This window comes from bacterium, from assembly GCA_035295165.1.
Taxonomy (GTDB): Bacteria; Sysuimicrobiota; Sysuimicrobiia; order Sysuimicrobiales; family Segetimicrobiaceae; genus JAJPIA01.
In genome coordinates, this window is sequence record DATGJN010000090.1 from 1 (window position 1) to 22641 (window position 22641).

Annotated in this window: 24 protein-coding genes; 13 read left to right on the forward strand and 11 right to left on the reverse strand. The window is 69.3% G+C overall.

Annotated elements, in window-relative coordinates; all coding sequences use genetic code 11:
- The 3 genes from VKZ50_14745 to VKZ50_14755 all read right to left on the reverse strand — a co-directional run.
- A partial coding sequence (locus tag VKZ50_14745; protein ID HLJ60980.1) for an ABC transporter substrate-binding protein occupies positions 1-968 on the reverse strand: 968 nt, incomplete at its 3' end.
- Positions 969-1080: 112 nt separating this feature from the next.
- Positions 1081-1317 (reverse strand): hypothetical protein, encoded by a 237-nt coding sequence (locus tag VKZ50_14750; GenBank protein ID HLJ60981.1) that lies wholly within the window; start codon positions 1315-1317, stop codon positions 1081-1083.
- 67 nt (positions 1318-1384) lie between these two features.
- Complete coding sequence (locus VKZ50_14755) at positions 1385-2200, reverse strand: methyltransferase domain-containing protein (GenBank protein HLJ60982.1); 816 nt, start codon at positions 2198-2200, stop codon at positions 1385-1387.
- A gap of 319 nt (positions 2201-2519) precedes the next feature.
- Between VKZ50_14755 and VKZ50_14760 the strand changes: the two genes are divergently transcribed.
- The 6 genes from VKZ50_14760 to VKZ50_14785 all read left to right on the forward strand — a co-directional run bounded on the left by VKZ50_14760 (position 2520) and on the right by VKZ50_14785 (position 8945).
- Entirely contained in the window at positions 2520-3254 is a 735-nt protein-coding gene (locus tag VKZ50_14760; protein ID HLJ60983.1) for an MBL fold metallo-hydrolase, read from the forward strand.
- 114 nt (positions 3255-3368) lie between these two features.
- The gene (locus VKZ50_14765; protein HLJ60984.1) at positions 3369-4367 is read left to right on the forward strand and encodes a tyrosine-type recombinase/integrase; all 999 of its coding nucleotides are present in this window, start codon (positions 3369-3371) and stop codon (positions 4365-4367) included.
- A gap of 98 nt (positions 4368-4465) precedes the next feature.
- On the forward strand, positions 4466-5650 hold the full coding sequence (locus VKZ50_14770; GenBank protein ID HLJ60985.1) for a M20 family metallopeptidase: 1185 nt from the start codon (positions 4466-4468) through the stop codon (positions 5648-5650).
- 181 nt (positions 5651-5831) lie between these two features.
- The gene (locus VKZ50_14775) at positions 5832-7226 is read left to right on the forward strand and encodes a DUF1800 domain-containing protein (protein HLJ60986.1); all 1395 of its coding nucleotides are present in this window, start codon (positions 5832-5834) and stop codon (positions 7224-7226) included.
- A gap of 13 nt (positions 7227-7239) precedes the next feature.
- Positions 7240-8568 (forward strand): DUF1501 domain-containing protein, encoded by a 1329-nt coding sequence (locus VKZ50_14780; protein ID HLJ60987.1) that lies wholly within the window; start codon positions 7240-7242, stop codon positions 8566-8568.
- Positions 8565-8945 (forward strand): putative quinol monooxygenase, encoded by a 381-nt coding sequence (locus VKZ50_14785; protein ID HLJ60988.1) that lies wholly within the window; start codon positions 8565-8567, stop codon positions 8943-8945. Before VKZ50_14780 ends, VKZ50_14785 begins: the two co-directional genes overlap by 4 nt.
- A gap of 20 nt (positions 8946-8965) precedes the next feature.
- Here the strand turns inward: VKZ50_14785 and VKZ50_14790 are convergent, their stop codons facing one another.
- Positions 8966-9493: a hypothetical protein gene (locus tag VKZ50_14790; protein ID HLJ60989.1), complete on the reverse strand. Its 528-nt coding sequence runs from the start codon at positions 9491-9493 to the stop codon at positions 8966-8968.
- Positions 9494-9651: 158 nt separating this feature from the next.
- On the opposite strand from VKZ50_14790, the gene VKZ50_14795 reads away from it, so the two are divergent.
- From VKZ50_14795 to VKZ50_14815, 5 genes are all read left to right on the forward strand, one after another.
- Complete coding sequence (locus VKZ50_14795) at positions 9652-10539, forward strand: dihydrofolate reductase family protein (GenBank protein ID HLJ60990.1); 888 nt, start codon at positions 9652-9654, stop codon at positions 10537-10539.
- Between the two features lie 94 nt (positions 10540-10633).
- Positions 10634-11734 (forward strand): M20/M25/M40 family metallo-hydrolase, encoded by a 1101-nt coding sequence (locus tag VKZ50_14800; protein ID HLJ60991.1) that lies wholly within the window; start codon positions 10634-10636, stop codon positions 11732-11734.
- A 143-nt stretch (positions 11735-11877) separates the two neighbouring features.
- The gene (locus VKZ50_14805; protein HLJ60992.1) at positions 11878-12111 is read left to right on the forward strand and encodes a hypothetical protein; all 234 of its coding nucleotides are present in this window, start codon (positions 11878-11880) and stop codon (positions 12109-12111) included.
- 97 nt (positions 12112-12208) lie between these two features.
- On the forward strand, positions 12209-12643 hold the full coding sequence (locus VKZ50_14810; protein ID HLJ60993.1) for a hypothetical protein: 435 nt from the start codon (positions 12209-12211) through the stop codon (positions 12641-12643).
- A gap of 175 nt (positions 12644-12818) precedes the next feature.
- Positions 12819-13370: a hypothetical protein gene (locus VKZ50_14815; protein HLJ60994.1), complete on the forward strand. Its 552-nt coding sequence runs from the start codon at positions 12819-12821 to the stop codon at positions 13368-13370.
- 4 nt (positions 13371-13374) lie between these two features.
- Here VKZ50_14815 and paaD read toward each other — a convergent pair whose 3' ends face one another.
- From paaD to VKZ50_14845, 6 genes are all read right to left on the reverse strand, one after another.
- Complete coding sequence (gene paaD, locus VKZ50_14820) at positions 13375-13857, reverse strand: 1,2-phenylacetyl-CoA epoxidase subunit PaaD (protein ID HLJ60995.1); 483 nt, start codon at positions 13855-13857, stop codon at positions 13375-13377.
- On the reverse strand, positions 13854-14636 hold the full coding sequence (gene paaC / locus VKZ50_14825) for a 1,2-phenylacetyl-CoA epoxidase subunit PaaC (GenBank protein ID HLJ60996.1): 783 nt from the start codon (positions 14634-14636) through the stop codon (positions 13854-13856). Before paaC ends, paaD begins: the two co-directional genes overlap by 4 nt.
- On the reverse strand, positions 14637-15008 hold the full coding sequence (locus VKZ50_14830; GenBank protein HLJ60997.1) for a 1,2-phenylacetyl-CoA epoxidase subunit B: 372 nt from the start codon (positions 15006-15008) through the stop codon (positions 14637-14639).
- Entirely contained in the window at positions 15005-15967 is a 963-nt protein-coding gene (paaA, locus tag VKZ50_14835) for a 1,2-phenylacetyl-CoA epoxidase subunit PaaA (protein HLJ60998.1), read from the reverse strand. Before paaA ends, VKZ50_14830 begins: the two co-directional genes overlap by 4 nt.
- Positions 15968-16201: 234 nt before the next feature.
- Complete coding sequence (locus VKZ50_14840; GenBank protein HLJ60999.1) at positions 16202-19171, reverse strand: diguanylate cyclase; 2970 nt, start codon at positions 19169-19171, stop codon at positions 16202-16204.
- 472 nt (positions 19172-19643) lie between these two features.
- Positions 19644-20204, reverse strand: coding sequence for a thioredoxin family protein (locus tag VKZ50_14845; protein HLJ61000.1), 561 nt, complete (start codon positions 20202-20204; stop codon positions 19644-19646).
- A gap of 158 nt (positions 20205-20362) precedes the next feature.
- Between VKZ50_14845 and VKZ50_14850 the strand changes: the two genes are divergently transcribed.
- Positions 20363-21511: a mandelate racemase/muconate lactonizing enzyme family protein gene (locus tag VKZ50_14850; protein HLJ61001.1), complete on the forward strand. Its 1149-nt coding sequence runs from the start codon at positions 20363-20365 to the stop codon at positions 21509-21511.
- A gap of 55 nt (positions 21512-21566) precedes the next feature.
- On the opposite strand, the gene VKZ50_14855 is transcribed toward VKZ50_14850, so the two are convergent.
- Positions 21567-22142: a DUF971 domain-containing protein gene (locus VKZ50_14855; protein HLJ61002.1), complete on the reverse strand. Its 576-nt coding sequence runs from the start codon at positions 22140-22142 to the stop codon at positions 21567-21569.
- Here VKZ50_14855 and VKZ50_14860 point away from each other — a divergent pair.
- Positions 22083-22589: a (2Fe-2S)-binding protein gene (locus VKZ50_14860; protein ID HLJ61003.1), complete on the forward strand. Its 507-nt coding sequence runs from the start codon at positions 22083-22085 to the stop codon at positions 22587-22589. The genes VKZ50_14855 and VKZ50_14860 overlap by 60 nt on opposite strands.
- The last annotated feature ends 52 nt before the right edge of the window (positions 22590-22641 follow it).

Sequence of the window (22641 nt, forward strand, 5' to 3'; positions counted from 1 at the left end):
TACACCATCGCCTGCCGGACGCGCACGTCGTCGAAGGGCTTCGTGCGGTTCTGCATGTAGATCTGGTGGACGCCGATGCCGCTCGCCCGGCTCATCACGATGTCCGGGTTGCCGATGAGCTGGGCCGTCATGTCCGGCGGGAGGTGGTAGACGATGTCCAGCTCGCCGCGTTTCAACAGCAGCAGCTGCGTCGCGAAGTCGGTGATCACGCGGAATGCGACGCGCTTGAGTTTCGGGGCGCCGGCCCAGTACTGGTCGTTCGCCACGAGTTCGAACTGCTGGCCGGCGTTCCACTGGCCCCACTTGAATGGGCCGGTGCCGTCGGTGTTCCGCGACATCCACTCGTTGAACTTTCCCGGTTGGGTGCCGCCGTGCGCGTCGACGGTCTTGGGATTGACGATCGCGCCGACATTCGTGGCGGCGAACAACTGGAGGAAGAACGGACACGGCCGTGTCAGCGTGACCCGTACGGTCCGCGGATCGACGACCGCGGTGCTCCCCTGATCCATGTACTTCGAGATCGTGCTGGCGGGGCCGAGATTCACGGTCAACATCCGGTTGATCGAGTACTTGACCACGTCGGCGGTCAGCGGATCGCCGGAGTGGAACCGCACGCCCTGGCGCAGCCGGAACGTGTACGTCTTGCCGTCCTTCGCGACCGTCATGTCCTCCGCGAGGTGCGGCGTCACCTCCGCGGTGCCGATCGTCTGGCCGTTCACCTGTTTCGTCTTGTACCGCACCAGCGGCTCGTAGATGTTGTCGAGCATCCACATGCTGCCCCAGTCCGTGATCGCATGGGGATCCAGGTTCACGGGTTCCCAGTAGACGCCGTAAAACAGCGTCTCCGGGTTGGGAATCGAGCCTGCGGCGAGCGCGTCGGACACGCCGAGATAGCGCGTCGCCAACCCCGCCCCCGCCGCCACGGCCGTGGTGCGCAGCAGTGCGCGGCGCGTAAACTCTGCCGTCATCGCAGATTCCCCCTTCGTGGCTGGCATGTTGTAGCGGACACTTCGCCCTTCCCCGTGCCACCCCTGCGGGCGGCGGGTTCGGTTGTGTAACGACTCGCCGTGCGGGCGCGGGTCAGGGCTCGCCCAGATGACCGATCCGCTTTTCCCGGGTGGGCCCTTCCGTGGCGCCCATGTACTCGTGCCAGGCCTTACGTCCGGCCTGCGGAATGCGGGCGAAGTCCTCCGGGCAAAGCAGGATGCGTGCGAGCGGGCTCTCCCCCCTCCCCCCGGGTGGCAGCCCTTCGAGGCGGCCGTACCATCCCTTCGCGCCCGGCTTGTACTCCTTGCCGCACCTGGAACAGACTGCCATCGTGCGCCTCCAATGCTCGTGGTATGGGTTCGATTGCCGGTTGTCGCTTCGCGGTGATCGGCGGTGCCTATTCGGCGCGCCGTCCCCACGCCGTCATCACCGTAAACCCCTGCGCGGTGAAGTTTGGCGAATCAAGCAGGGCAAGGTAGGCATCGATCTCGGCGTCTGTCGCCAGTTGCGCGTTGACAATGTCGTCACGGAGTTGCTCGACGGAGAGCCGCTTCCAACGCGTCGGTTCCGTGCCGGCATAGAGTACGGGCACGCGTCCTTCGGCACGCACGTCGATGAGCCCGAGCGCGCAGAGCAATCCATACAACTGGCGTCCGCAGTACACGTGGCCGCGTGCGGCCATCGCCCTATCTTTTCCTTGCTCGACTTTCGCAAAGAGGTCTCGGCTTCGGGTGTCCGGTGGAGACAGAAGCGCGACCGAGATGTGGTCCGCATCCTCACACACCATCACGCCGCCAGGTTTGAGCGCCGACCGCATCCGCCAAAGTGCCTTCTCACGTTTCTGCGTGTGCCCCAACACAAGTCGTGAAAGCACAAGATCGAACCGCCGTTCCGGAAGCTCATCTGAAATGATATCGTGGCGACGAACGTCGAGATTGGGCATGGTCAGGGCCTCAAGGAAGCGGGTATCAAGATCCGTCGCCATGACGGATCCGGCCCGCCCCACTCGGCCGCAGAGCCACTCGGTGACGCTTCCGCCTCCGGCCCCAACTTCCAGGCAGTGCCAGCCTTCCCCCACGCCGAGCGCCTCCAGATGCCGAATCGTGCCGGGATCAAGAAGTTGCTCGAGACCACGGAGCCGCTGCCGCGCGTGGATCCACGCGTTGTCAAACGCGTACTGGTCCATTGGTCCGGAGTAGTTCGCAGGGACCACCGGGATCCCTCCGCCGGGCCCGGACCCAGCAATCCGGCCGACACGTGCAAGCCTCGACCGTTGCGGTGGGCGCCGGCCGGGATCTATGCGGTCGAGCCACGCCAGGTGTGGTCCGGGCCGCGATCCCTTGTCGCGCGGGCGAACGGCCGGTCGATCGGACAACCCGTCTGTTGCCTCACTGGGAGACCTTCGACGCGGCCCCTGGCACGATGCGGCGTGCACGCAGGGAATCGCCGCCGCATGCACGCAATACGCCGTGGGGTCCGCGTGGGCACCGCGTCGTGGCGGCGAACGGTAGCTCCGGCGGAGGGAGGACGGCGTGACGAGCGAGGTGGCACCCGGTGTGTTTCGATGCGGGACGTGGTTCGTCAATTGGTACCTCGTGAGCGTGCGCGACGGCGTGACGGTCGTCGACGCCGGGCTGCCCAAGTACCGGACGCAGCTCCCCGAAGCGCTCCACCTGATCGGGCGCACGCCCCAAGATGTCAAGGCGATCGTGCTTACTCACGCGCACGCGGACCATCTCGGCTTTGCGGAGTGGTGGCGCCGCGAACTCGACGTGCCCGTGTACGTGCATGCGGCGGACGCGGAGGCCGCGCGCACCGGGGTGGTGCCAAAACCCGAAGGGTCCATGTGGCCCTACCTGCGGTGCGCCGGGACGTATCGCCTCCTCGCGCACGCTGCGCGGTACGGACCGAGAACCCAGCGGGTGAGGCAGGTGCGCACGTTTGGGGACCGGCAAACGCTTGACGTGCCCGGCCGCCCCGAGGTGGTGCACACCCCCGGTCATACCCGGGGGCACAGCGCGTTGCTGTTCGCGGAGCGCGGGGCGGTGATGGTCGGGGACGCGTTTTGCACGTGGCATCCGGTCACCGGGGTGTCCGGGCCCCATCTCCTCCCCCGCTCGTTCAACGTCGACTCGGCCCAGGCGCTCGCCTCCCTCGAACGACTGCGTCGGCTGGACGTGTCCGTCACGCTGTGCGGACACGGATCCCCCTGGACCGCAACCCTCGGCGCCGCCGTCGCCGAGGTCCGTCGGCACGGCGCCACGTGATCCGCCCCACGCCCGCGCAGGAGAATCAGACCCGTCCTCCGAAACCACGCGCCTGAACGGGCTCGACGGCGCAATCGCAGCACACATCGCAGCTGAAGTTGGAGGTCGCCAATCATGCCAGCGCGCCGAACGCGTCACTCGCTTCGTTCGCCGGTGCCTTCCCGACACCCGCTGCTCCTCGAGTGGTGGACCGATCTGGAGGGCGACAACCGCGCCGTCAACACCCGCCTCGCCTACGTGCGCGACGTGCAGCACTTCGCCGAGTACATCGAGAACCGCCTCGACGAAGCGACCTCGGAGGACCTCGTGCGGTTTGGCCGTCGCATGACCGAGGCCGGGCTCTCCGTGGCGACGCGCGCGCGCCGCATCACCGCCCTCCGGCGTTTCTACGAGTGGCTCCGCCGGCGGCAGCGGCGCCCGTTCTCGGTGGCGCAGGACTTCCGACCTCCCCGCCGGCTACGACGGGTCCACCGGTGGTGGACGGAGGATCAGGTCGCTCGGTTTCGCGCCGCGTTCGAAGGAGACGAGCCCCGCGTGTTGCGCGACCGCGCCATGGCCGAGTTGGGCCTGATGGGCCTGCGGGTCAGCGAGGTGATCCGCCTCGACATCGAGCGGGTGATCCGTCTCAGCGATTCCGAGCACGCCGCGATCGTGGTCTGGCGCAAGGGCAGCAAGGAGCAGGTGCTCCCGCTGACGGCGGACACCCGTGCGGCGCTGCTGCGCTGGTTGGCCGTCCGACCGGCGGTGCCGACGACCGCCATGTTCTTCCGCATTCCGTTCCAGCGCCGGCGGGCCCGGCTCCACTACGCGAGCGTCGAGCGCATCTTCAAACAGTACGCCGCCCGGGCGGGCGTGCCGATCCCCGAGGGCATCGCGTTTCACCACCTCCGCCACACCGCCGGACAGCAGATGGCGAACGTGGGGCTCGGGATCGAAGAGGCCCAGCGGCTCCTCGGTCACGAGAGCCCGGTGACGACGCAGGTGTACTACGAGGTCACGGACGCGCGCCTCCGCCGCGCGGTGCAGCGCCTCCGCTACGGGCAACCGCGGACCTCCCCTGTGCCACGGCGCGCCGTGGCACAGGGCACGGGCCTCGCGCGCCGCCCAGGGTAGCAGGCGGCGTTTCCTTGTCCTGGAGAGTCCACAGGCGACCCGGCGGGGTGCGCCGAACCCTCCTCATATCCGATCCGTTCCGCCGAGGAGGGACACGCATGGCCGGCACGCCTCCCGCTCCCGATACCTCCGCGTTGAAGACCCGCGCACTCGACGCGCTCGAAACCCTCGAGCCCGAGACGCGCGATCTCGCGCTTCGGATTCACGCGCACCCCGAGGTCGGGTTTCAGGAAGCCCAGGCGGTCCGTTGGGTCAGCGAGATGCTGGCTCGCCACGGCTACCAGGTCGACGCCGGGGTCGCGGACATGCCGACGGCAATCATTGCGCGCGCTCAGGGCCGCGCCGCCGGTCCAACGATCGGCCTCATCGCCGAGTACGATGCGCTCGCCGGTCTCGGCCACGCGTGCGGGCACAACCTGATGGGGGCAGGGATGGCCGCCGCCGCCGCCGCGCTCAAGGTCGTGCTCCCCGAGCTCAACGGCACGGTCGCGTACTACGGCACGCCGGCCGAGGAGGGCGGCGGCGGCAAGATCCTGATGCTCGAGCGGGGCGCGTTCAAAGGATGCGACGCCGCGATCCAGTACCACGCCGGCGACCACCCCTCGGTCGCGACCGGGTGCCTGGCCGTTCAGCGGATCGACTTCGAGTACACGGGACGGCCCGCGCACTCCGCGGTGGCGCCGTGGAACGGGCTGAACGCGCTCGACGCGGTGATCCAGGTCTTCAACTCGGTGAACGCCATGCGCCAGCAGGTCCGCCCCGACACGCGCATCCACGGCATCATCACCGACGGCGGGCAGGCGGTGAACATCGTCCCGGAACGGGCGGCCGCCGCGTTCGGTGTCCGATCGTCGGACAGCGTCTACCACAAGGAACTGATGGTGCGGATGGAAGCGTGCGGCCGGGCCGCCGCCGACGCCACCGGCACCACGGTCAAGATCTCGAAGGGGCTGTTGTTCGACGCCCTCAAGTACAACGCGACGATGGCCGAGCTGATCAAGCAGAACGCCGGCGCGCTCGGTTTCAAGGTCGAGGACCGCTTCGTGGGCGCTTCGACCGACCTCGGCAATCTCAGTCAGGCGCTACCGACGATCAGCTACACCCTGCCGACGTGTCCGCCCGGCGTGGGGATGCATACGCGGGAGGCGCTCGAGGCGGGCAAGGCCGAGATCGGGCTCGCGGGGATGATGAACGACGCCAGGGTGATGGTGATGACCGCGATCGACCTGTTGGCCTCACCCGCATTGGTCGAGCGCGCATGGGGGGAGTTCCGGGGGCAATAGCGGATCTCGAGACGCACGCGCGCGGGGCGTCGGGAACTTTTCCCGGGCGCACCGGCGCTTACGGGGCAACGGGTCGTCAGGTCGGGCGGGTGTCACCGGGGCTCGCCCGGCCGCGACGTCCGGGGCGCGCGCCGGCTGGGCACGACAAAGACACGAGCGTGCTCCCGAGGAGGTCCGTGTGATGCCCGCAGGGCTTGAACCGTTCGTCCCGACCGCCAGCGATCCATGGGATGCCGCGAAGGCCGGGCATCTGCTGCGCCGGGCCGGGTTCGGTCCGCTGCCGAATGAGGTGGCCGCCGCGGTGGCGGCGGGGCCGGATCGGGCCGTGGACGCGTTGTTCGCGTTCGCTCCGGAGCCCGCGATGCCCGAGATCTTCGGTGACGCGATCGGCGCGGAGCGGCAGACCGATACGACGCTCGGGTACATCCTTGCAAACCACCAGCGCCCGAAGGACCACCCCGAGCTGCGGGCCCTGTACCAGGTCGTCAACCAGGCGCACGGGCGGGCGATCGTAGCGCTCACGGCGTGGTGGCTCGACCGGATGGCCGCCTCCCCCTCCCCGCTCCAGGAAAAGCTTACGTTGTTCTGGCACGGGCACTTCACGAGCTCGTTCGGCGACGTCAACGACGCGATGGCGCTCTACTATCAGAACGCACTCTTCCGTCGCCATGCCGCGGGCAACTTCGCGCGGTTGCTTGACGGGGTCGCCCGCGATCCCGCGATGTTGCGCTATCTCAACAACGATCAGAATCGGAAGGGCCACCCCAACGAGAACTGGGCGCGCGAGTTGATGGAGCTGTTCACGCTCGGGATCGGCCACTACACCGAGGATGACGTGCGGGAGTCCGCCCGTGCGTGGACCGGGTGGACGCTCCGGGACTACCGGTCGTTCGAAGACCGGCGGTCGTTCGCATTCAAACCGGCGCTGCACGACGGCGGCCAGAAGACCTTCCTCGGGCAGACCGGGGCCTGGGACGGCACCGACATCATGCGCATCATCCTGGCGCAGGCGGCGGCGCCCCGGTGGATCGCGGGGAAGCTCGCGGCCTTCTTCGCGGCCCCGCAGCCTCCCGCCGATCTCGTGGACGCGGTCGCCGCGGGGCTGCGCGAGAACACCTACGAGCTCCGGCCGGCCCTGCGTGCACTGTTCCGCTCCCGGGCGTTCTACCGCCCCGAGGTGATGCACGCGCAGGTGAAGAGCCCCACCGAGTTTGTGGTGGGGGCGGTGCGTCAGCTCGGCGTGCAGCAGCCCGACTGGATCCGGCTGTCCGGGGCGATGGCCTTGATGGGCCAGCACCTCTTCTTCCCCCCCACGGTCGCCGGGTGGGATGGCGGGGCGCGATGGATGAACGCGGGGACCATTTTCACGCGCAGCGACGTGGCCGCCGGGTTGATCGCCGGGCGGCTCGGGGCGCCGAACCTCGCGCCGCTCGGATCGGCGGAGGCGATCACGACCCAGTTGCTCGGGCGGACGCTCTCGCCGGCGCGTCAGACGATGCTGGCGCAAGCCGCCGTCCGGTCGCCCGGGGCCGCGATCCATCTCGTGATGGCACTGCCCGAGTACCAGGTAGCCTGAGGAGGGTGTCACGATGCGCGACATGATGACACGCCGCGAGTTTCTGACGAAAGGGCTGACGATCGTGTCCGCGGGGGTGACCGCGCCGATGTTTCTCACGCGGACGGCGCTCGCCCTCAACAACCCGTGGGACCAGTCGCTCACGGCGCAGGCCAGCGGACGGCCGGACTGGCCGACCCTCGTCGTCATCCAGATGGGCGGCGGCAACGACGGCCTCAACACGGTGGTCCCGTTCGTCCACGACGAGTACTACCGTGCGCGCCCGCACCTGGCGGTTCCCCAGGACAAGATCCTTCGGCTCAACGACGAAGTCGGCTTCAATCCCGTGCTCAAGCCGCTGAAGGCGCTGTTCGATGACGGCCGGCTCGCCGTCGTGCAGGGGGTCGGGTACCCCAACCCGAACCGCAGCCACTTCCGGTCGATGGAGATCTGGCAGACCGCGGACCCGGTGGGGACCGGGCCCAAGACCGGGTGGCTCGGCCGCCTGTTCGACAGCGAGTGCCCCGACTGCGGGCAGACCGCGGGGATCACGCTCTCCCCGGAAATGCCGCTCGCGATGCAGGGCACTGCGGGGCGGGTGGTGGCGTTCGACAGCCCGGACCGGTTTGGCTTTCACCCCGTCCAGGGCGGCGGCGCCGACGAGCAGGCGGCGCTCCAACGGTTGCTGCACCCCGTCGCGGGCGAAGAACCGATGGTGGACTTCCTGACCCACACGGAGATGAACGCGCTCCTCGCCGCGTCCGACATCCACCGGATCGCGGGCAAGCTGGCGAGCGACGCCGGCACCGGCTATCCGCGCGACCCGTTCAGCCAGAAGCTGCGGATCGTCGCGGAGCTGATCGCGGCCGGCGCGCCGACCCGCGTGTACTACGTCAGCCTGGGGGGATTCGACACGCACGCCGCGCAGGAAGGGCGGCAGGACCGGCTCCTCGAGACGCTCGGGGCCGGGCTCGCGTCGTTCGTCAACGACATCAAACAGAAAGGCCTGCAAGACCGCGTGCTGACGATGACGTTCTCCGAGTTCGGCCGCCGCGTCGCGGAGAACGCCTCGGCCGGCACGGATCACGGGACTGCGGCGCCGATGTTTCTGATCGGCGGTCCCGTGACCCCGGGTGTTCACGGCGCCCAACCGAGCCTGACGGACCTCGACATCGGCGACCTCAAATTCGGCACGGACTTCCGGAGCGTGTACGCGACCGTGCTCGAGCAGTGGATGGGCGTCAAGAGCGACCCGATTCTCGGGGGCCGCTTCCCGATTCTCGACATCGTGAAGCCCCACGTGGGTGCGGTCGCACCGGTCTCGAGCCTCAGGCGACCGGGCGCCCGCCTGCGGGGCGCGTGACGCCCGCCGAGGGGACCCAGCGGCCAGGGAGCTACGAGGCCCACACGCCGGGGTCGGACGGGAGTGTCGCGAGCGGGGCGGCCGCGACCGAGCTATGCGTCTTCGTGCGTCTTCACGCCCGCGAGGGATGTGAGGCGGCGGTCGAAGCGGCTCTGCGCGAGGTGGTCGGTCCGTCGCGCGGCGGGGCCGGCTGCTGCGGTATGCAGGCCTTTCGCGCGACCCAGGATCCGCGGCTGTTCTACATTCACTCGCGCTGGGCGGATGACGCCGCGTTCGAGCGCCACGCCGTCCTGCCGCACACCGTACAGTTCATCCAGCGGGTCGCGGTGCTGATCGACCACACGCTAGTGGTGACGCGCGCGACCCCGATCGACTGACGCCGTCGTCCCGGTATGGGCTACGCCGACGCTCCCGGGGCCGCGGTCGTGTTCGCGCGGCTGAGGAGCGCGTTTCGGATCGACGCCGCCGCGTCTTCCAGCCCGTAGCTCAGGAAGATCGCCTTGGACCCCGCCAAGTCGTGTCGGGGAGCCTCCAAGACGTACGGCGGCGCGTGCTTGGGGAGCGGCGGCGGCGGCTCGAACGCTTCCACGAGCAGGGTGTCCGCGAGCTTGGCCAACCCCGCGAGCCGGTGGTCCAGCGCGTCTGGCATCTCTTCCGGCAGGAGCCCGGCGGGGTGCGTGCCCGGTGGAAGCGCCTCCGCGAGCAACCGCCGGACCTCGGCAACACCTTCACGCACACGTTCCAGGGTCTCGCGCAACTCGTCGGCGTAGGACCGCCTCGGCGCTGGCGGGCGCGGATAGTCGGGGCGTGCTTGGAGAAGCGGCTCTTCCTGAGAGAGTCGTCTCAGCGTCCGCGCGGCCCCTTCCAGCCGCTCCAGCTGCCGCCACAGCGACTCCCACGCGGCGGCGTTGGGTTGATCGGTCATGCGTGCGTCCTCCATCGCGGCCGGCCCGCTCGGCCTGCCTCTACCCTATTTTTCTTCTCCCCCGTTCGCTCCCGATCCTGGAAGGCCGCCGACGCGGCGTTGTGCTACCATCGGAGCGTGGCGTATCCACCGGACCGAACGCGAGGGGCGAGACCGTCGTGACAGCGCCCGGCTGGAAAGCCGCCGTCCCCCTCCCGACTCATCTGCAGCTCGCCTGGCACGAGTCTGAGCCGTTCCCTCGGACGATCCCGATCGCCGAATTCTACGCGCATCCTGGGTTCCCGGTCCCGCGGGACGGGCTCCCGTATCTGGTGGCGAACATGGTCATGACCCAGAACGGCGAGGCGGCGGTGGACGGGAAAGCCGCGGTGATCGGCACCCGCGTCGACGGGCTTGCATTGACGCGGCTCCGGGTCGCAACCGACGCGGTGCTGACCGGGGTGGGGACCGTCACGGCCGAGGACGTGACGGCGGTGTTGCCCGAACCGGAGGCCGACCGGCGGGCCGCCTCCGGCCGGCCGCCACGCCTGCTCGTCGTCGTGCTCGCGTCCCGCCTATCGTGGACGCCCGAGGTGCTGTCGCGCAGGCTCTTCACCGATCCCCGGTTCGACCGGCTCATTGTGACCGGTGATCGCGGCCCGGACGTGCCCGAGGTACTCCGTCGGGTCGAGGCTCAGGGCATCGAGCTCGTTCGCGTGCAGACCGCGACGGACGGACGGCCCGCCCCGACCGCCGTGCTGCAGGCACTCGGGGCGCGAGGGGTCCGGACCGTCGTGACCGAGGGCGGACCGCGGGTGCTGGCGAGTCTGTTTCGGGCGCGCCTGGTCCACGAGTACTTTCTCACCACTGCCCCCTTTGTGGTCGGCGGGTCGGACGCGCCCCGCCCGCTCGCCGCCGATGTGCACGGGCCGGTGCTGCTGAGCCGGATCAGCCGGATCGAGCACACCTTCACCGATCCCACCACCGGGGCTGTGCTCGTGGAAGCGTTCGACCGGTTCCGCGTGGTCTATCCGGAGGCGTCGTTCTCCACCGGGGCGAATCCCTAGGTCTTAGAGTCCGTGGTCCGGCGCAGCGCCGGGCGCGGCGATTCCGTGGTGTCTGCGCACGCACCACGTACAGGGGGGTACAGTTGTGTCGGATATGGCCACGTATCTCGAGCGTACTTTGTGCGATCTCGTCAGCATCCGCAGCGTGACCGGTGAGGAGGCGGGGGTTGCCGAGTACATCCATGACGCACTTTCTCGCACCGGCGTCGCGACCGAGCGCGACGAGGAAGGTAACGTGACCGCCGAGGTTGGCCAAGGCGAGCGGCTCCTCGTCGTGAACGGGCACATGGACACGGTGCCGCCCGTCGACGGGTGGACGTCGGATCCGTTCAAGCCACGGGTCGAGAACGGGCGCGTCATCGGGCTCGGCGCCTCCGACATGAAGGCCGGGCTGGCGTGCATGATGTGGCTGGCCCAGCACGCGTCGCCCAAGGTCCGGACGTGGTTTGCGTTTACCAACCACGAGGAGGGCGGCTCGCAGACCCCGCGCAACGGCGTGCGCCGGTTGATTGGTCGGGCGAAGCCGGACTACGCCATCACGACAGAGCCTTCGTACGACGCCGCCGCGGGGCGGCTGCACATTGGGATCGGGTGCCAGGGGCGCGCGATCGGATACCTCACCGTGCTCGGGCGCAGCGGGCATTCGTCGGACTGGCGCCGCGCGGACAACGCCATCTACCGCGGCCTGGAGGTGATCCGCCGAATCGCAACCACCGCCGAGCGCCTCAAGGCGATCGAAGTCGCGCCCGGCGTGAACAGCGTGCCCTCGCTGTCGGTGGTGGCGGCCCACGCCGGCCTCGCGGAAAACGTCATTCCCGACCGGTTCAAGCTGACCGTGGATCGGCGGCTGTCGGTGGGCGAGGATTTCGGCACGTTCGCATCTGAGCTCCGGACGGCGGTCGACGGCGTGGCGCACGAACTCGAGATCAGCAAGCTGTGTCTGCCGACGCTCGCCGACCGCGGGGGGCACACGCTCAAGGTGGCTACGGAGACGCTGGGCAAGGTCCAGGGGACCGCGACCCTGCAGTTCTCGCAGGGGCGGCAGGACCTGTCGATCTTTGCCGAGCGCACTCACGACTTCTGCAACCTCGGGCCCGGCTCGATCGGCCAGGCGCACAACGCGGGCGAGTACGCGACGGTCGCGGGCATGACCGCCGCGACCACCGCGCTCAAGGCGATTATCGAGGCCATCTAAGGGCCCGTGTTCGCGTCCCTCCAGGCGCCCTGGCAGGTGCTCGTGGCCGTTACTGGGACCGCCGTTTTGGGTACATGGGACACAGTGGACGGCGCCCTGTGCCAGGTGTCGGTACCCGAGAACGTCACTCCCGGAGGTGGGCGGTGGCGCCCGCAGCGGAGCTCGTGCGGTATGGGAACTGGCGGTACCTGTTCGTTGCGGACGAGACCGAAGAGCACAGCGGCAGATGGAACTGGTTGGTGATCCGGCTGCCGATCGGCGAGTCGGACCCGCAGGTGGTCGGCAAGGGACAAGCGGATTCGATGGACGAGGCCGAGCGGCTGGCGGGCCTCACGCTGTCCACGGAATGGGAGTACGCGCGAGTGACGAGTCACTAGCCGCGGCGGCCCCGAGCCGCCGGAGCGAATCATCGTGAGCCACTCAGACGGAGGCGGGGGTGATCGGATGATGTGTGCGAAACGGTCGGGAGGGATGATGCTCGTTGTCCTACTGGTGCTGGCGGGCGGCATGGGAGCGATTGCACCCCAGGTCCGTGCCGCAGGGATGATGACCGTGAACGTGCAAAACGCCACCGTGATGGGGCAGCCGCAACCGATCCTGGTGGATGCGAAGGGGTTGAGCCTGTACTATCTCACGTCCGACACAATGACCTCGAGCGCATGCACCGGCGGATGCGCCGGTGTGTGGCCCCCCCTACTCAGCGACGGCGCGCCGACGGCGCCCTCTTCCCTGCCAGGCAAGCTCGCGGTGGTCAAGACCGCGAACGGGTCGCAGGTCAGCTACAACGGTCACTTGCTCTATCGCTACGCGCCTGACACCAAACCGGGGGATGCCGGCGGCGACGGAAAACACGGGCCGCAAAACGGCGTGTGGCACGTCGCCACGCCCACCCTGAAGGCGGCGATGTAGCGGGCTCACCGAACGACTGCGGTTCCAAGACGCGCGGGACGCTCGAGCGAGGGCGTCCCGTTTCGTCTGTACAGGCTTTCGCTCCGCATGGTGTCAAACGGCCGTCCCGCGGGTAAGCCTCTAATAGGGCGCGGCGTGCTCCACGGCGCACACGAACACGAGAGGTGGCACGATGATGCGGCATATGTTCGGGATCGGTCTGGCCGTATGGATCAGCGCGTGCATGGTCGCCATCGCGTGGGCTCAGACGTCTCCCGCTCCGGGCGCCGGCGCGGGGATCCTGCCCGGCCGGGCGATCGGCTCCTTTCAGCTCGGCGAGGACCTCGCGCAGGCGGTGAACACGCTCGGGCCCGTGCACTCCCAAGACTCGGTCGGGAGCACGCTCAGCGTCTACTACTGGCCGCTCAGGCGGATCGGGACGGTCGCCGACGCGTCGAGCAAGAAGATCGTGGCCCTGGTGGTCTCCATGGACGACGGATACCGGACGGACAAGGGGATCGGCGCGGGCGCGGCCGTCGACGACGTGCGGCGCGCCTACGGGACCGAGGATACCACGGACAACGGTCAGGACCACAACGTGCTCGTGTACGATACGCTTGGCGTCGCGTTTGCCGTGGACACGACCGGCCCGCTGAGCGATCGCGTGTCCGAGGTCTACGTGTTCAGTCCGGGTCAGTACGAGAAGATCTTCCGGCAGCCGAGCCAGCCGAGCGGGAGCGGCGGGTAGCGCGCTACGCCTCGGCCGGCGGCTTGAACCGCTCGAAGGGGTTCCGGCAGCTGCGGCACAGATACGTGGCGCGGCACAGCGTTGGGCCGAACAGGCTCTCCGCCACGACATCGTGGGAGCCGCAGTACGGGCAGACCGGGGGTTCCGCGAACCGGCACCGGGGCACCGACAGCCCGTGCGAGGCGAGTTGCGCCCGGCCCCGGGCCGTGACCCGCTCGAGCGTCCACGGCTCGTCGTACGTATAGTCCACCGCCGCGTCACGAACGCCCGCGAGCGACACTAGGGCGTCGCGGACCCGACGGCGGATCACGCCGAGCGCCGGGCACGCGATCCACGTCGGCACGAGGCGCACCGACACGCGCCCGTCCTCGATGCGGACGTCCCGGACCAACCCGAGGTCGACGATGGAGATCGGGAGCTCGGGGTCCTCCACCGTGGCCAGGATGTCCCATACCGCGCGTTCGAGCGTGTCCGCCGCGATCGTCACCACCGCGCCTCCGGGTCAGATCTCCACACCTCGGTCATCTGTGCAAGCAGCCGGTCGAACGCGGGGGTGTGCTCGCCCCGGCGTCCGCCCTCGCGGGCCGCCGCCGTCGGGAGCGCGAGCCCGCACCGGTCCAGCACGGGGCGCACGGCGTCGATCCACGCCTCGCGCTGGGCGGCCGGCGAAGACGTGAGCACGCCGGCCCGCAGGAGCATGTCGTCCGCGGACGTCGCCTCGAACAAACCGAGCGCGTCGGGCCACGCGGCATCGAGGGCCGCCTGCACCCGGCCGGGCCCTTCCGGAGGACCGCCGGCCAGCCGCGTGAGCCACGTCTCCGCGAACAACCCGTGGTACCGCTCTTCCCGGGTCAGGATCCGCGCCAACCCAGCGACCGGTTCCTGACCGCTTGCGGCAACGAGCCGGAGCCGCGCAACCTCGAACGCCTCGTACAGCACCAAGCGCACGATCGAGTATTCCCACCCGTCGTTCTCCTGCTCGAGGAGCGCCGCGTGCCGATACTCGTGTGGCGCGCGCCCGAACGCGAGCCGATCGATGTCGCTCCCTTCGTCCTGCGCGATCTGTTCATAGAACGCGCGCCCGTGCCCCAACTCTTCCTGGGCGATGCTGCTCATCGCCACATCGCTTTCGATGTCCGGCCCGAACCCCGTCCACTCGGAGTGGCGGTGGCCGATCACGAGCTCGTCGTCGGCGATCCGCACCAGCCACTCGCGGAACGCCGCGCGGACCGACGGATCGGCGATCGCGGTGAGGACACCCGGCACCTACTGATCCTCCTCGCGATACGACGCCTTGTACGAACTCTGGAGCACTCGGCGCTGCTGGCGGTACGACCCGCCGAACCGGTAGCTCTTGTCGATCGCCGGGACGAACATGTCCGCCGCGGTCTGCGCGGTCGCGTGGATCTGGTCGGCGCGGACGACCCAGAGGTTGACGCACGGGTCGCGCCGCGTGTAGCTCTCCTTGGCGAGCACGAGCGCCATCTCGGCGTCCGGCGCGTGCACGTCCCCCGCGTACACGTGCATGTCGCGGTGACGGCCCTGGACGAACACCGCCCAGACATCCGGTGCCGTCCCGAGCGGACGCTCCCACCGGGCGTCGTCGCGATCCGGCCGATCGAGCGGCCCCGACGTCACGCGACGGCCCCGTGCGGCTGGCTGGTGAGCCACCGGCTCATCGCCTCGCGCACCCACGCGTGCTGCTGGTGAAAGCGCTGTCGGAGGGCCAACCGGTCCGCGCTCTTCGGGCCGCCGTTCCGGCCGACGCGCTTGAGCTCTTCCCAGTCGGGTTCCGTGTAGACGTACCGCTGTTCTTCCTCGACCCAGTGCAGGTTCGGGTCGGGTACCTCCAGCCCGTACTCGAGGATGATCGGCACGAACTTCCGGAGGAACTGCTGGCGGAGTTCCTCGTTCGACTTGACCTTGATCCGCCACGCGAGCATCTTCTCGGTGTGGGGCGACACGCGGTCCGGCATGCCGAAGAAATGAATGATCGGCGTCCACCACCGGCGCAGCGCATCCTGCAACATCGCGCGCTGCCGCGGCGTGCCCTCCGCGAGCGACCGCCAGACGTCGAGCCCGAGCTGGATGTGAAAGTCCTCTTCGTAGCAGATGCGCTTGAGCACGCGGGAGTACGGCGCATACGAACACGACCGGAGCGCACCCTGCGTCTGCATCGCGGCGCCGTCGACGAACACCTGGATGATCGCGACGTCGGCCCACGTCTCCGCGGGATAGTGGAACACGTTATGGAAGCGCGCGCGTCCGGCGACGAGCTCAGAGACCATCTCGTCCCGCGTGCGACCGAGTGTTTCGGCCACGCGGTAAAGCAGCATCCCGTGTCCGACTTCGTCCTGCACCTTCGCGGTGAGCGCCATCTTGCGCGCCAGGCTCGGGGCCCGCGGGATCCACTCGCGCTCCGGAAGCGCGCCCATGATCTCGGAGTTCGCATGCATGTTGATGAGGCGAAGCGCTTCGAAGCGGTATTCCTCGGGCAACCATTCCCCGGCCTCGATTTGGTCTCCGGCCCGGATCCGCTCGGTGAACTGTGCCAGCATGGTCGGGTCTTCAGGAGTGACGGACGGCACCGTAGACATCGGGCGCCTCCAACGTGTGACGTTTTCATGCCGTACGGCAAATATCCGTTACATCCATCCTACCCCCACCCTGCTACCATGTCAACGCGTCCGGGAGCGGATGACACGCCTCCCCGGTAACGACACCTAGGTGGCACGTGGGATCGAGGGGTTCCGCCGCCCCGCCGTCGGGCCGGGAGAGCAGTCTCGCCGCGGGGAATCCGGGCGAGGGCACGGCCAGTCGGCAGCGGAGGACTACGCGATGTTCACACAGTTGCCGCCGATGTACTTCGCCTCGTACATGGCCCGGTCGGCGGCTTCGACGAGCGCGCTTGCGGTTCTGCCGTCCTCAGGCATGCTGGCGAGCCCAATGCTCACGGTGAGCCGCACGCCGGTCGGTCCGGGGATCTCCTGCACGTGATGCCTGATTCGTTCCGCGATCTGCACCGCGGCGGCCTTGGGGGCGGTCGGCAGCAGCAACATGAACTCGTCCCCCCCGAACCGTGCCGCGAGGTCCCCCGCGCGGGTGTGCGTCTTCAGCACGTCGGCGACCGCGCGCAGAATTGCATCGCCCTGCAGGTGTCCGAAGTGGTCGTTCGTGAGTTTGAACCGGTCGATCTCCACCATCACCACCGAGATCGGATGGTTGTGCCGCTCGGCCTGCGCGGTCTCACGTTCCAGCGCGTCCCACAGCGCGCGATGATTGGCGAGACCCGTCAGCCCGTCCGTCAGGGCCAACCGGTGCAGGTCGTCGTCTCGTTTCGCGCGCAGGATTGCCAAGGCCGCCAGCGTCGCGAACGTCTCGAGTGGTTCTCGAACGTCCTGCGGGAAGGCGTCGCCGGCCGGGCTGGCCACGCTGAGGACGCCGATCACCCGGCCGTCGCCGGTTAGCGGGTAGCCGACCTCGGACGCCGCCTCCCCGGCGCCTGGCACGTACAGCGGATCCCGCGTGACATCCGCCGCGTAATATGAGCGCCCGTGGCGGGCGACCCAACCGGCGATCCCCTGTGTGCCCATCAGGAGCAGCGTGGCCTCGGTAGGCGCAGGGGCGTACCCGCGGTGCGCCGCGACGCGAAGCTCGTGCGTGTGTTCGTCGAGGAGCAAGATACTGCACATGGAATAGGCGAACACTTCCTGAATCTGGCTCAAGATCTCGTCGAGCACCGCCGAGAGATCCAGAGGCCGCAGCAACCGTTTGGCGACGTCTGCCATCGCGGGCATCGCGCGCCCGGCCTGCCGCGCCTGGGTCAGGGATCGGGCGATCGCCTGCACCGCCGGGCGCACCGCGGTGTCCGAGGAGCGCACCGACGCGGGACGCGGCGTGTCTCCAAAGGGAATGTCCTGTTGGACGACGCGGCAAAACACCTCGACGACCTGCGGATCGAACTGGGTGCCGGCGCCGCGGCGCAAGTCGTCGAGCGCGCCCTCCCTGGTGCGGCCCTTGCGATAGGCGCGGTCGTCCATCATCGCGCTGTAGGCGTCGCCGACCGCCACGATCCGAGCGCCGAGCGGGATGGCGTCGCCCCGCAGCCCGTCGGGATAGCCGGAGCCGTCCCACCGTTCCTGGTGATGGCGCACCAGCGCCGCGACCGGGCTCATGCGATCCACCGGACGGAGAATCTCCTCGCCGATCGCAGGGTGCTTCCGCATCACGTTCCACTCGTCCTCCGTGAGCGGTCCGGGTTTGCGCAGGATCTCGTCCGGCACGCCGATCTTCCCGATGTCGTGGAGCAGGGCGCCCCATCGAATTGCCCGGATCTCGTCCTCCCCGCAGCCGAGTTCGCGCGCGACCAGTTCCGTCCAGACGGCCAGATGCTCGCTGTGGGTGCCCGTGTACGAGTCCCGAGCGTCGACCGTCCGTGCAAGGGCAAGCACCATCTGAATGTAGGCCTGTTCGAGGTTGTCGTGCAGCTGCGCGCGCCGAATCGCGGTGCCGCCGATCTCCGCGACCGCTTCGAGCAGCCGCAGCTCGGCATCGGTGAACGGCCCTCCCGCGTCTTTCGCGCGCCCCACGCAGAGCGTGCCGACGACCGCGCGTTCCGATCGCATCGGCACGATCGCCACCGGTCCGAGGATGTCGTAGTACGCGCGCCGCAGCCACGGCAGCTGGGGCTCGTTCCCCACGGCGTCCGTCACGTACGGCGTTCCCGTGGCGATCACACTGCCGGAGTGGCTGCCCGCGACCGGGAACGTCGTGCCCACGACCTCCTGCATCACGCCCGTGGTGTACACGCACGTCAGCAGCTGTCGGTCGGTATCCATCAGGTTCAGCGTGCCGTGCTCCGCGCGGAGCAGATGCATCGCCCGTTCGACGACGATCGGGTACATTTGCTCGACGTGATCGGCCTCGCGGAGCCGTTTCCCGACGTCCGCGAAGATCTCGAGCTGCCCGGCTCGCCGCGCCGTCTCTTCCTCCGCGCGCTTGCGATTGGTGATGTCGATGAGCACCTTCTCATACCGCACGATCTGATCCACGGGGTCCAGCACCGCACGTGCGCTCGCGCGCACCCAGACCAGGGCACCGTCACCGCGCCGCAGCTGCAACTCGAAGTCCGTGATCAGGCCGTCTCGTTCAAGCAGGGTTCTCCAGCGCTCGCGGTCCGCCGGATCGGCGTAGAGGGACGCCGCGGTGATCGACCGAAGCGCGTCCAGGCTGGGGTACCCGACGATGTGCAAGAACGCGGGGTTCGCGTCCACGAACTCGCCGGCCGACGTCGTTCGGCAGAGGCCGACCGGCACGCTGTCCACCAGGTTTCTGTACTGAGCCTCGGTCTGTCGCAGGGCCGCCTCGGCCTGTCGCTCGCGCGCGCGCAGCCGGCGCTCGTCGAGGGCGCGCCGGACCGCGGGGCCGAGACGCGTGAGCCGATCTTTCGAGACGTAGTCGGCGGCACCGCGCCGCATGAGACCGACGATGACCTCTTCCCCCACGGTGCCCGACACGACGATGAACGGGATGTCGCGCACGCGCTCCCGCAGCAGGTCCAGGGCGCGCGCGGCGCCGAACCGCGGCAACGACAGTTCCGAGAGCACGACGTCCGGAGACGCCGCCAGGCCCTCCACGTACGCCGGTTCGTGGTCGACGCGCTGCCACTCCGGGGCGAATCCGGCTCGGGAGAGCGCGCGGATGACCAGGTCGGTCTGGGGTGCCTGGTCCTCGACGATCAGCACCCGCAGTGGCTCGCGAGCCGGCGAGGCGACCTCGGGGGCGGATCGGCTCGCGGTCATGGCACGGGGACGCGAGGCCCGCCGACGCCGCGCGGGCCGGTTGAAGAGGCGGCTCGATTTGACTTCGTTTGCATGGCACGCACCCGACCCGACGGCGGCTGGGGCGAGACCGTCAATCGTTACAGTCTAGGTGCCCGAAATGGGGCAAGACTAGACGTTGTGTGACGCTAGAGTTCCCCTGAAACGTCGGTATACGTTCGTAGAGGGGCCTCGGTCAGTCGAGGCCGGCGATGTGCATAATGACGGCTGCGGCGGGCACGGCGTCGCCGGGCCCGTGCCGTTATGGTCGCGTGGGTATCAGCCCAAGCCCGCCGACGGTGGAGTCATCCTCAGGCCGGGCGTCGCGGATCGTACTCGACACGCCCGCAAGACCGGTGGGAGGGCGCCCTGCTCGATGATCGTTGCCTCGATCCCGAGTCGCCGCGCCCCCCGCCCCGCTCGCCTTCTGGCTGGCGTGAGCCTCGCCCGATCGCTAGTCCGCGTACTTCTCCCTGAGTCGCTTCGACAGCCGCAGCATCAGCTGCGTGCGCTCAAACTGACCGACCCACTCGGCGGTCACCGCCGACAGCAGTTCCGCGCCCGGCGGCACGATCCCGGTCGGGCACGCAGGCCCCAACCGGTCGGCCGCCATCTGGCGGTACGTCGCCAGGGTCCGGTCGCCGTACCTGGCGCACTCCTGGTCGTCCTCACTGAGGAAGATCACCGCGGGGACGCGGTGCCCCGCGTTCATCGCCAGCGCCTGCTGGGCTTCGGGATGGGCGTCGCGGTCCACAAACCGCACCTTGATGCGCGGGTTCTGCTCGCCGATGCGGCCCATGATCGGACACTGGTTCACGCAGTCGCCGCACCAGGCGCCGGCCACGCACAGCACGTGCATCTCTCGCACGAACCCGCCGAGGAGCTCCCGCTGCGCCGGCGTGAGCGCGACCTTATCGTACACGGCCTGCCACCGCGCCTGCTGTTCCGGCGTTGCATGATGCTGCAGGAAGTCCTTGTAGCCGAACGCCTCTGCGAATCCCCGTCCCCAGTCCATCCCTCGCCTCCTCGATGTCGCGCGGCCAGTGTGCGCCGAGAACACGCCGTCTTGAGGTTGAACGCGCCCGCGCACCGACGCGATTCCCGTGGCGACCGCAGACGGGCCGCCGACGCGGCCGCCGAGGATCGCATGCGCCGTGGCGCGAATACGACGGCATGAAGATCGCGACGATCACGTGCACGCCGCTCGCCGCCCGGACGCCGCGACCGGTCCAGTTCTCGATCGGCACGTTTCCCACGTTCTATGCGGTCCTCGTCCGCGTGACCACGGACGATGGGCACGTCGGCGTCGGCGAGTGTATCGCGCGGCGCGCGCCGGAGGTCGTGACGGCGGTCGTCGACCGGCTGCTCGCCCCGCTCGTGGTCGGGCGGGACCCGTGGGACGTGGAGGGGCTCTGGGACGAGATGCTGGCGCTCCTGCGCCGGTGGGGCCACTCCCGCGGGTTCGTCGTCGAGGGGATGAGCGGCATCGACATCGCGCTGTGGGACCTGCTTGCCCGCGCGGTCGGGAAACCGCTGTACAAGTTCCTCGCCGGCGCGGGCCGCGAGCGCGTGGCGTGCTACGTCTCCAAGGTCTACTTCGACGAGATCGCCCGGATGGCCGAGGAAGCCCGGGCGCAGGTGGCCGCCGGGTTTCGCGCGATCAAGGTCCAGATCGGCTGGTCGGCGGCGCGCGGTGGGGATCGGGCGGACGTACGCACCGTGCGCGCGATCCGTGAGGCGGTCGGTCCCGACGTCGATCTGATGTTGGACGCGAACGGCGCCTACGACATCGGCACCGCGGTGCGGGTCGGGCGGCAGCTCGAGGAGCTCGACGTGACGTTTCTCGAGGAACCGGTTCCCCCGGACGATCTCGAGGGGTACGCGCATCTGCGCCGGTCGATTCGGGTGCCGCTTGCCGCCGGCGAGACGGAGTTCGGGGTGTTTGGGTTTCGGGACCTGATCGCGCGCGGATGCGTCGACGTCCTGCAGCCCGAGGTCGCGCGCATCGGCGGGATCACCGCCGCTCGGCGCCTCGCCGCGCTCGCCCACGCCCACAACCTCCAATACGCGCCGCACACGGGGTTCAGCGGTGGCATTGCGCACCTGGCGTCGCTGCACCTGGCGGCGGCCGCGCCGAACTTCTCGACCTATGAGTACATGGGGACCCGGTACATCGACAATCCGCTGCGCGAGATCTTCACGACGCCGTTCCCGGTACCGGTCGACGGCCAGATCGCACTCCCCGACGGACCAGGGCTGGGACTGGAGGTCGATCCCGAGGCGATCCAACGATTCGCCACCCCGCAGTCCGGGGGCGGGTAGCGGATGTCCCCGAGGCGGAAGCTGGGGGCGGGGCCACCGGTTGCCGCGGCGCCGATCAGGACGGGGGCGCAGACGGTGCGCGGCCGCGTGCGCACTCGTCGCACGCGCACAGCCCGCGCAGCATCGTGAAGGTGTAGATCCCCGTGGCGTGTCCGTCCGACCAGGTGAACCGGAGCGCGTACGCGCCGACTTGCGCGATTTCCTTCGGGTAGACGTCCGCGGAGACGCGCGCGGGGTCCAGCAAGCGTGCACCCGTCCACTCGTGCACGCACATCGCGCACGGACAGTGTTGGCGGAGCAGTCGGTACGCGTACCGGCTCACGTGGCCGTCGGTCCACGTCACGACGAGCTCGCGAGTTGCGGCATCCTGCGTTACCGCCGCCGGGGTGGGCATCGACCTGCGAGGCATGACGTATTTCAGTGTAGGACCCGGCGCAGGGCGTGTCAAAAGCGCGGCGCCGCACCCGCGCGGAGGACCGTCCGCGTGGCGGGCCGAATCTCGCACTAGGGACCGCCAGGTCCGTGCGTTCGGTTCGCGAGTCCATCCGATCTCATTCACGTGGAGGCGCCGATGAGTCCAGAGTCCCAACCGGAGACCGCGTTCGCCGTCCGGCTGACGGTGAACGAGCATCCCGAGGAGGTGCGGGTGTCGCCGCGGCGCACGCTGCTCGCGGCGCTGCGCGAAGACCTGCACCTGACGGGTACGAAAGAGGGATGCGGGGTCGGGACCTGCGGCGCCTGCACCGTGCTCGTGGACGGGAAACCGGTGTTGTCGTGCATGATGCTGGCCGTGCAGGCCGACGGCCGCACGGTCGAGACCGTGGAGGGTCTTGCCCGGGACGGTACCCTGGACCCGCTGCAGCAGGCGTTCATCGCGCAGGACGCGTTCCAATGCGGGTTCTGCACGCCGGGACAGATCATGGCCCTGCGCGGGTTGCTCCGGCGAAGACCGCAGGCGTCCTCCGAGGAGATCCGGCACGCGCTCGACGGCAACGTCTGCCGGTGCGGCGCGTATCTCCGGATCCAGGCCGCCGCGCTCGAGGTCGCGAGGTCCGCGGAAGCCCGCCGGCGCCGCTGACCGCGTCCGCCCCGGCGCCGCCCCGAGCCGGGAGGCGAGTTCCGTCGCACGG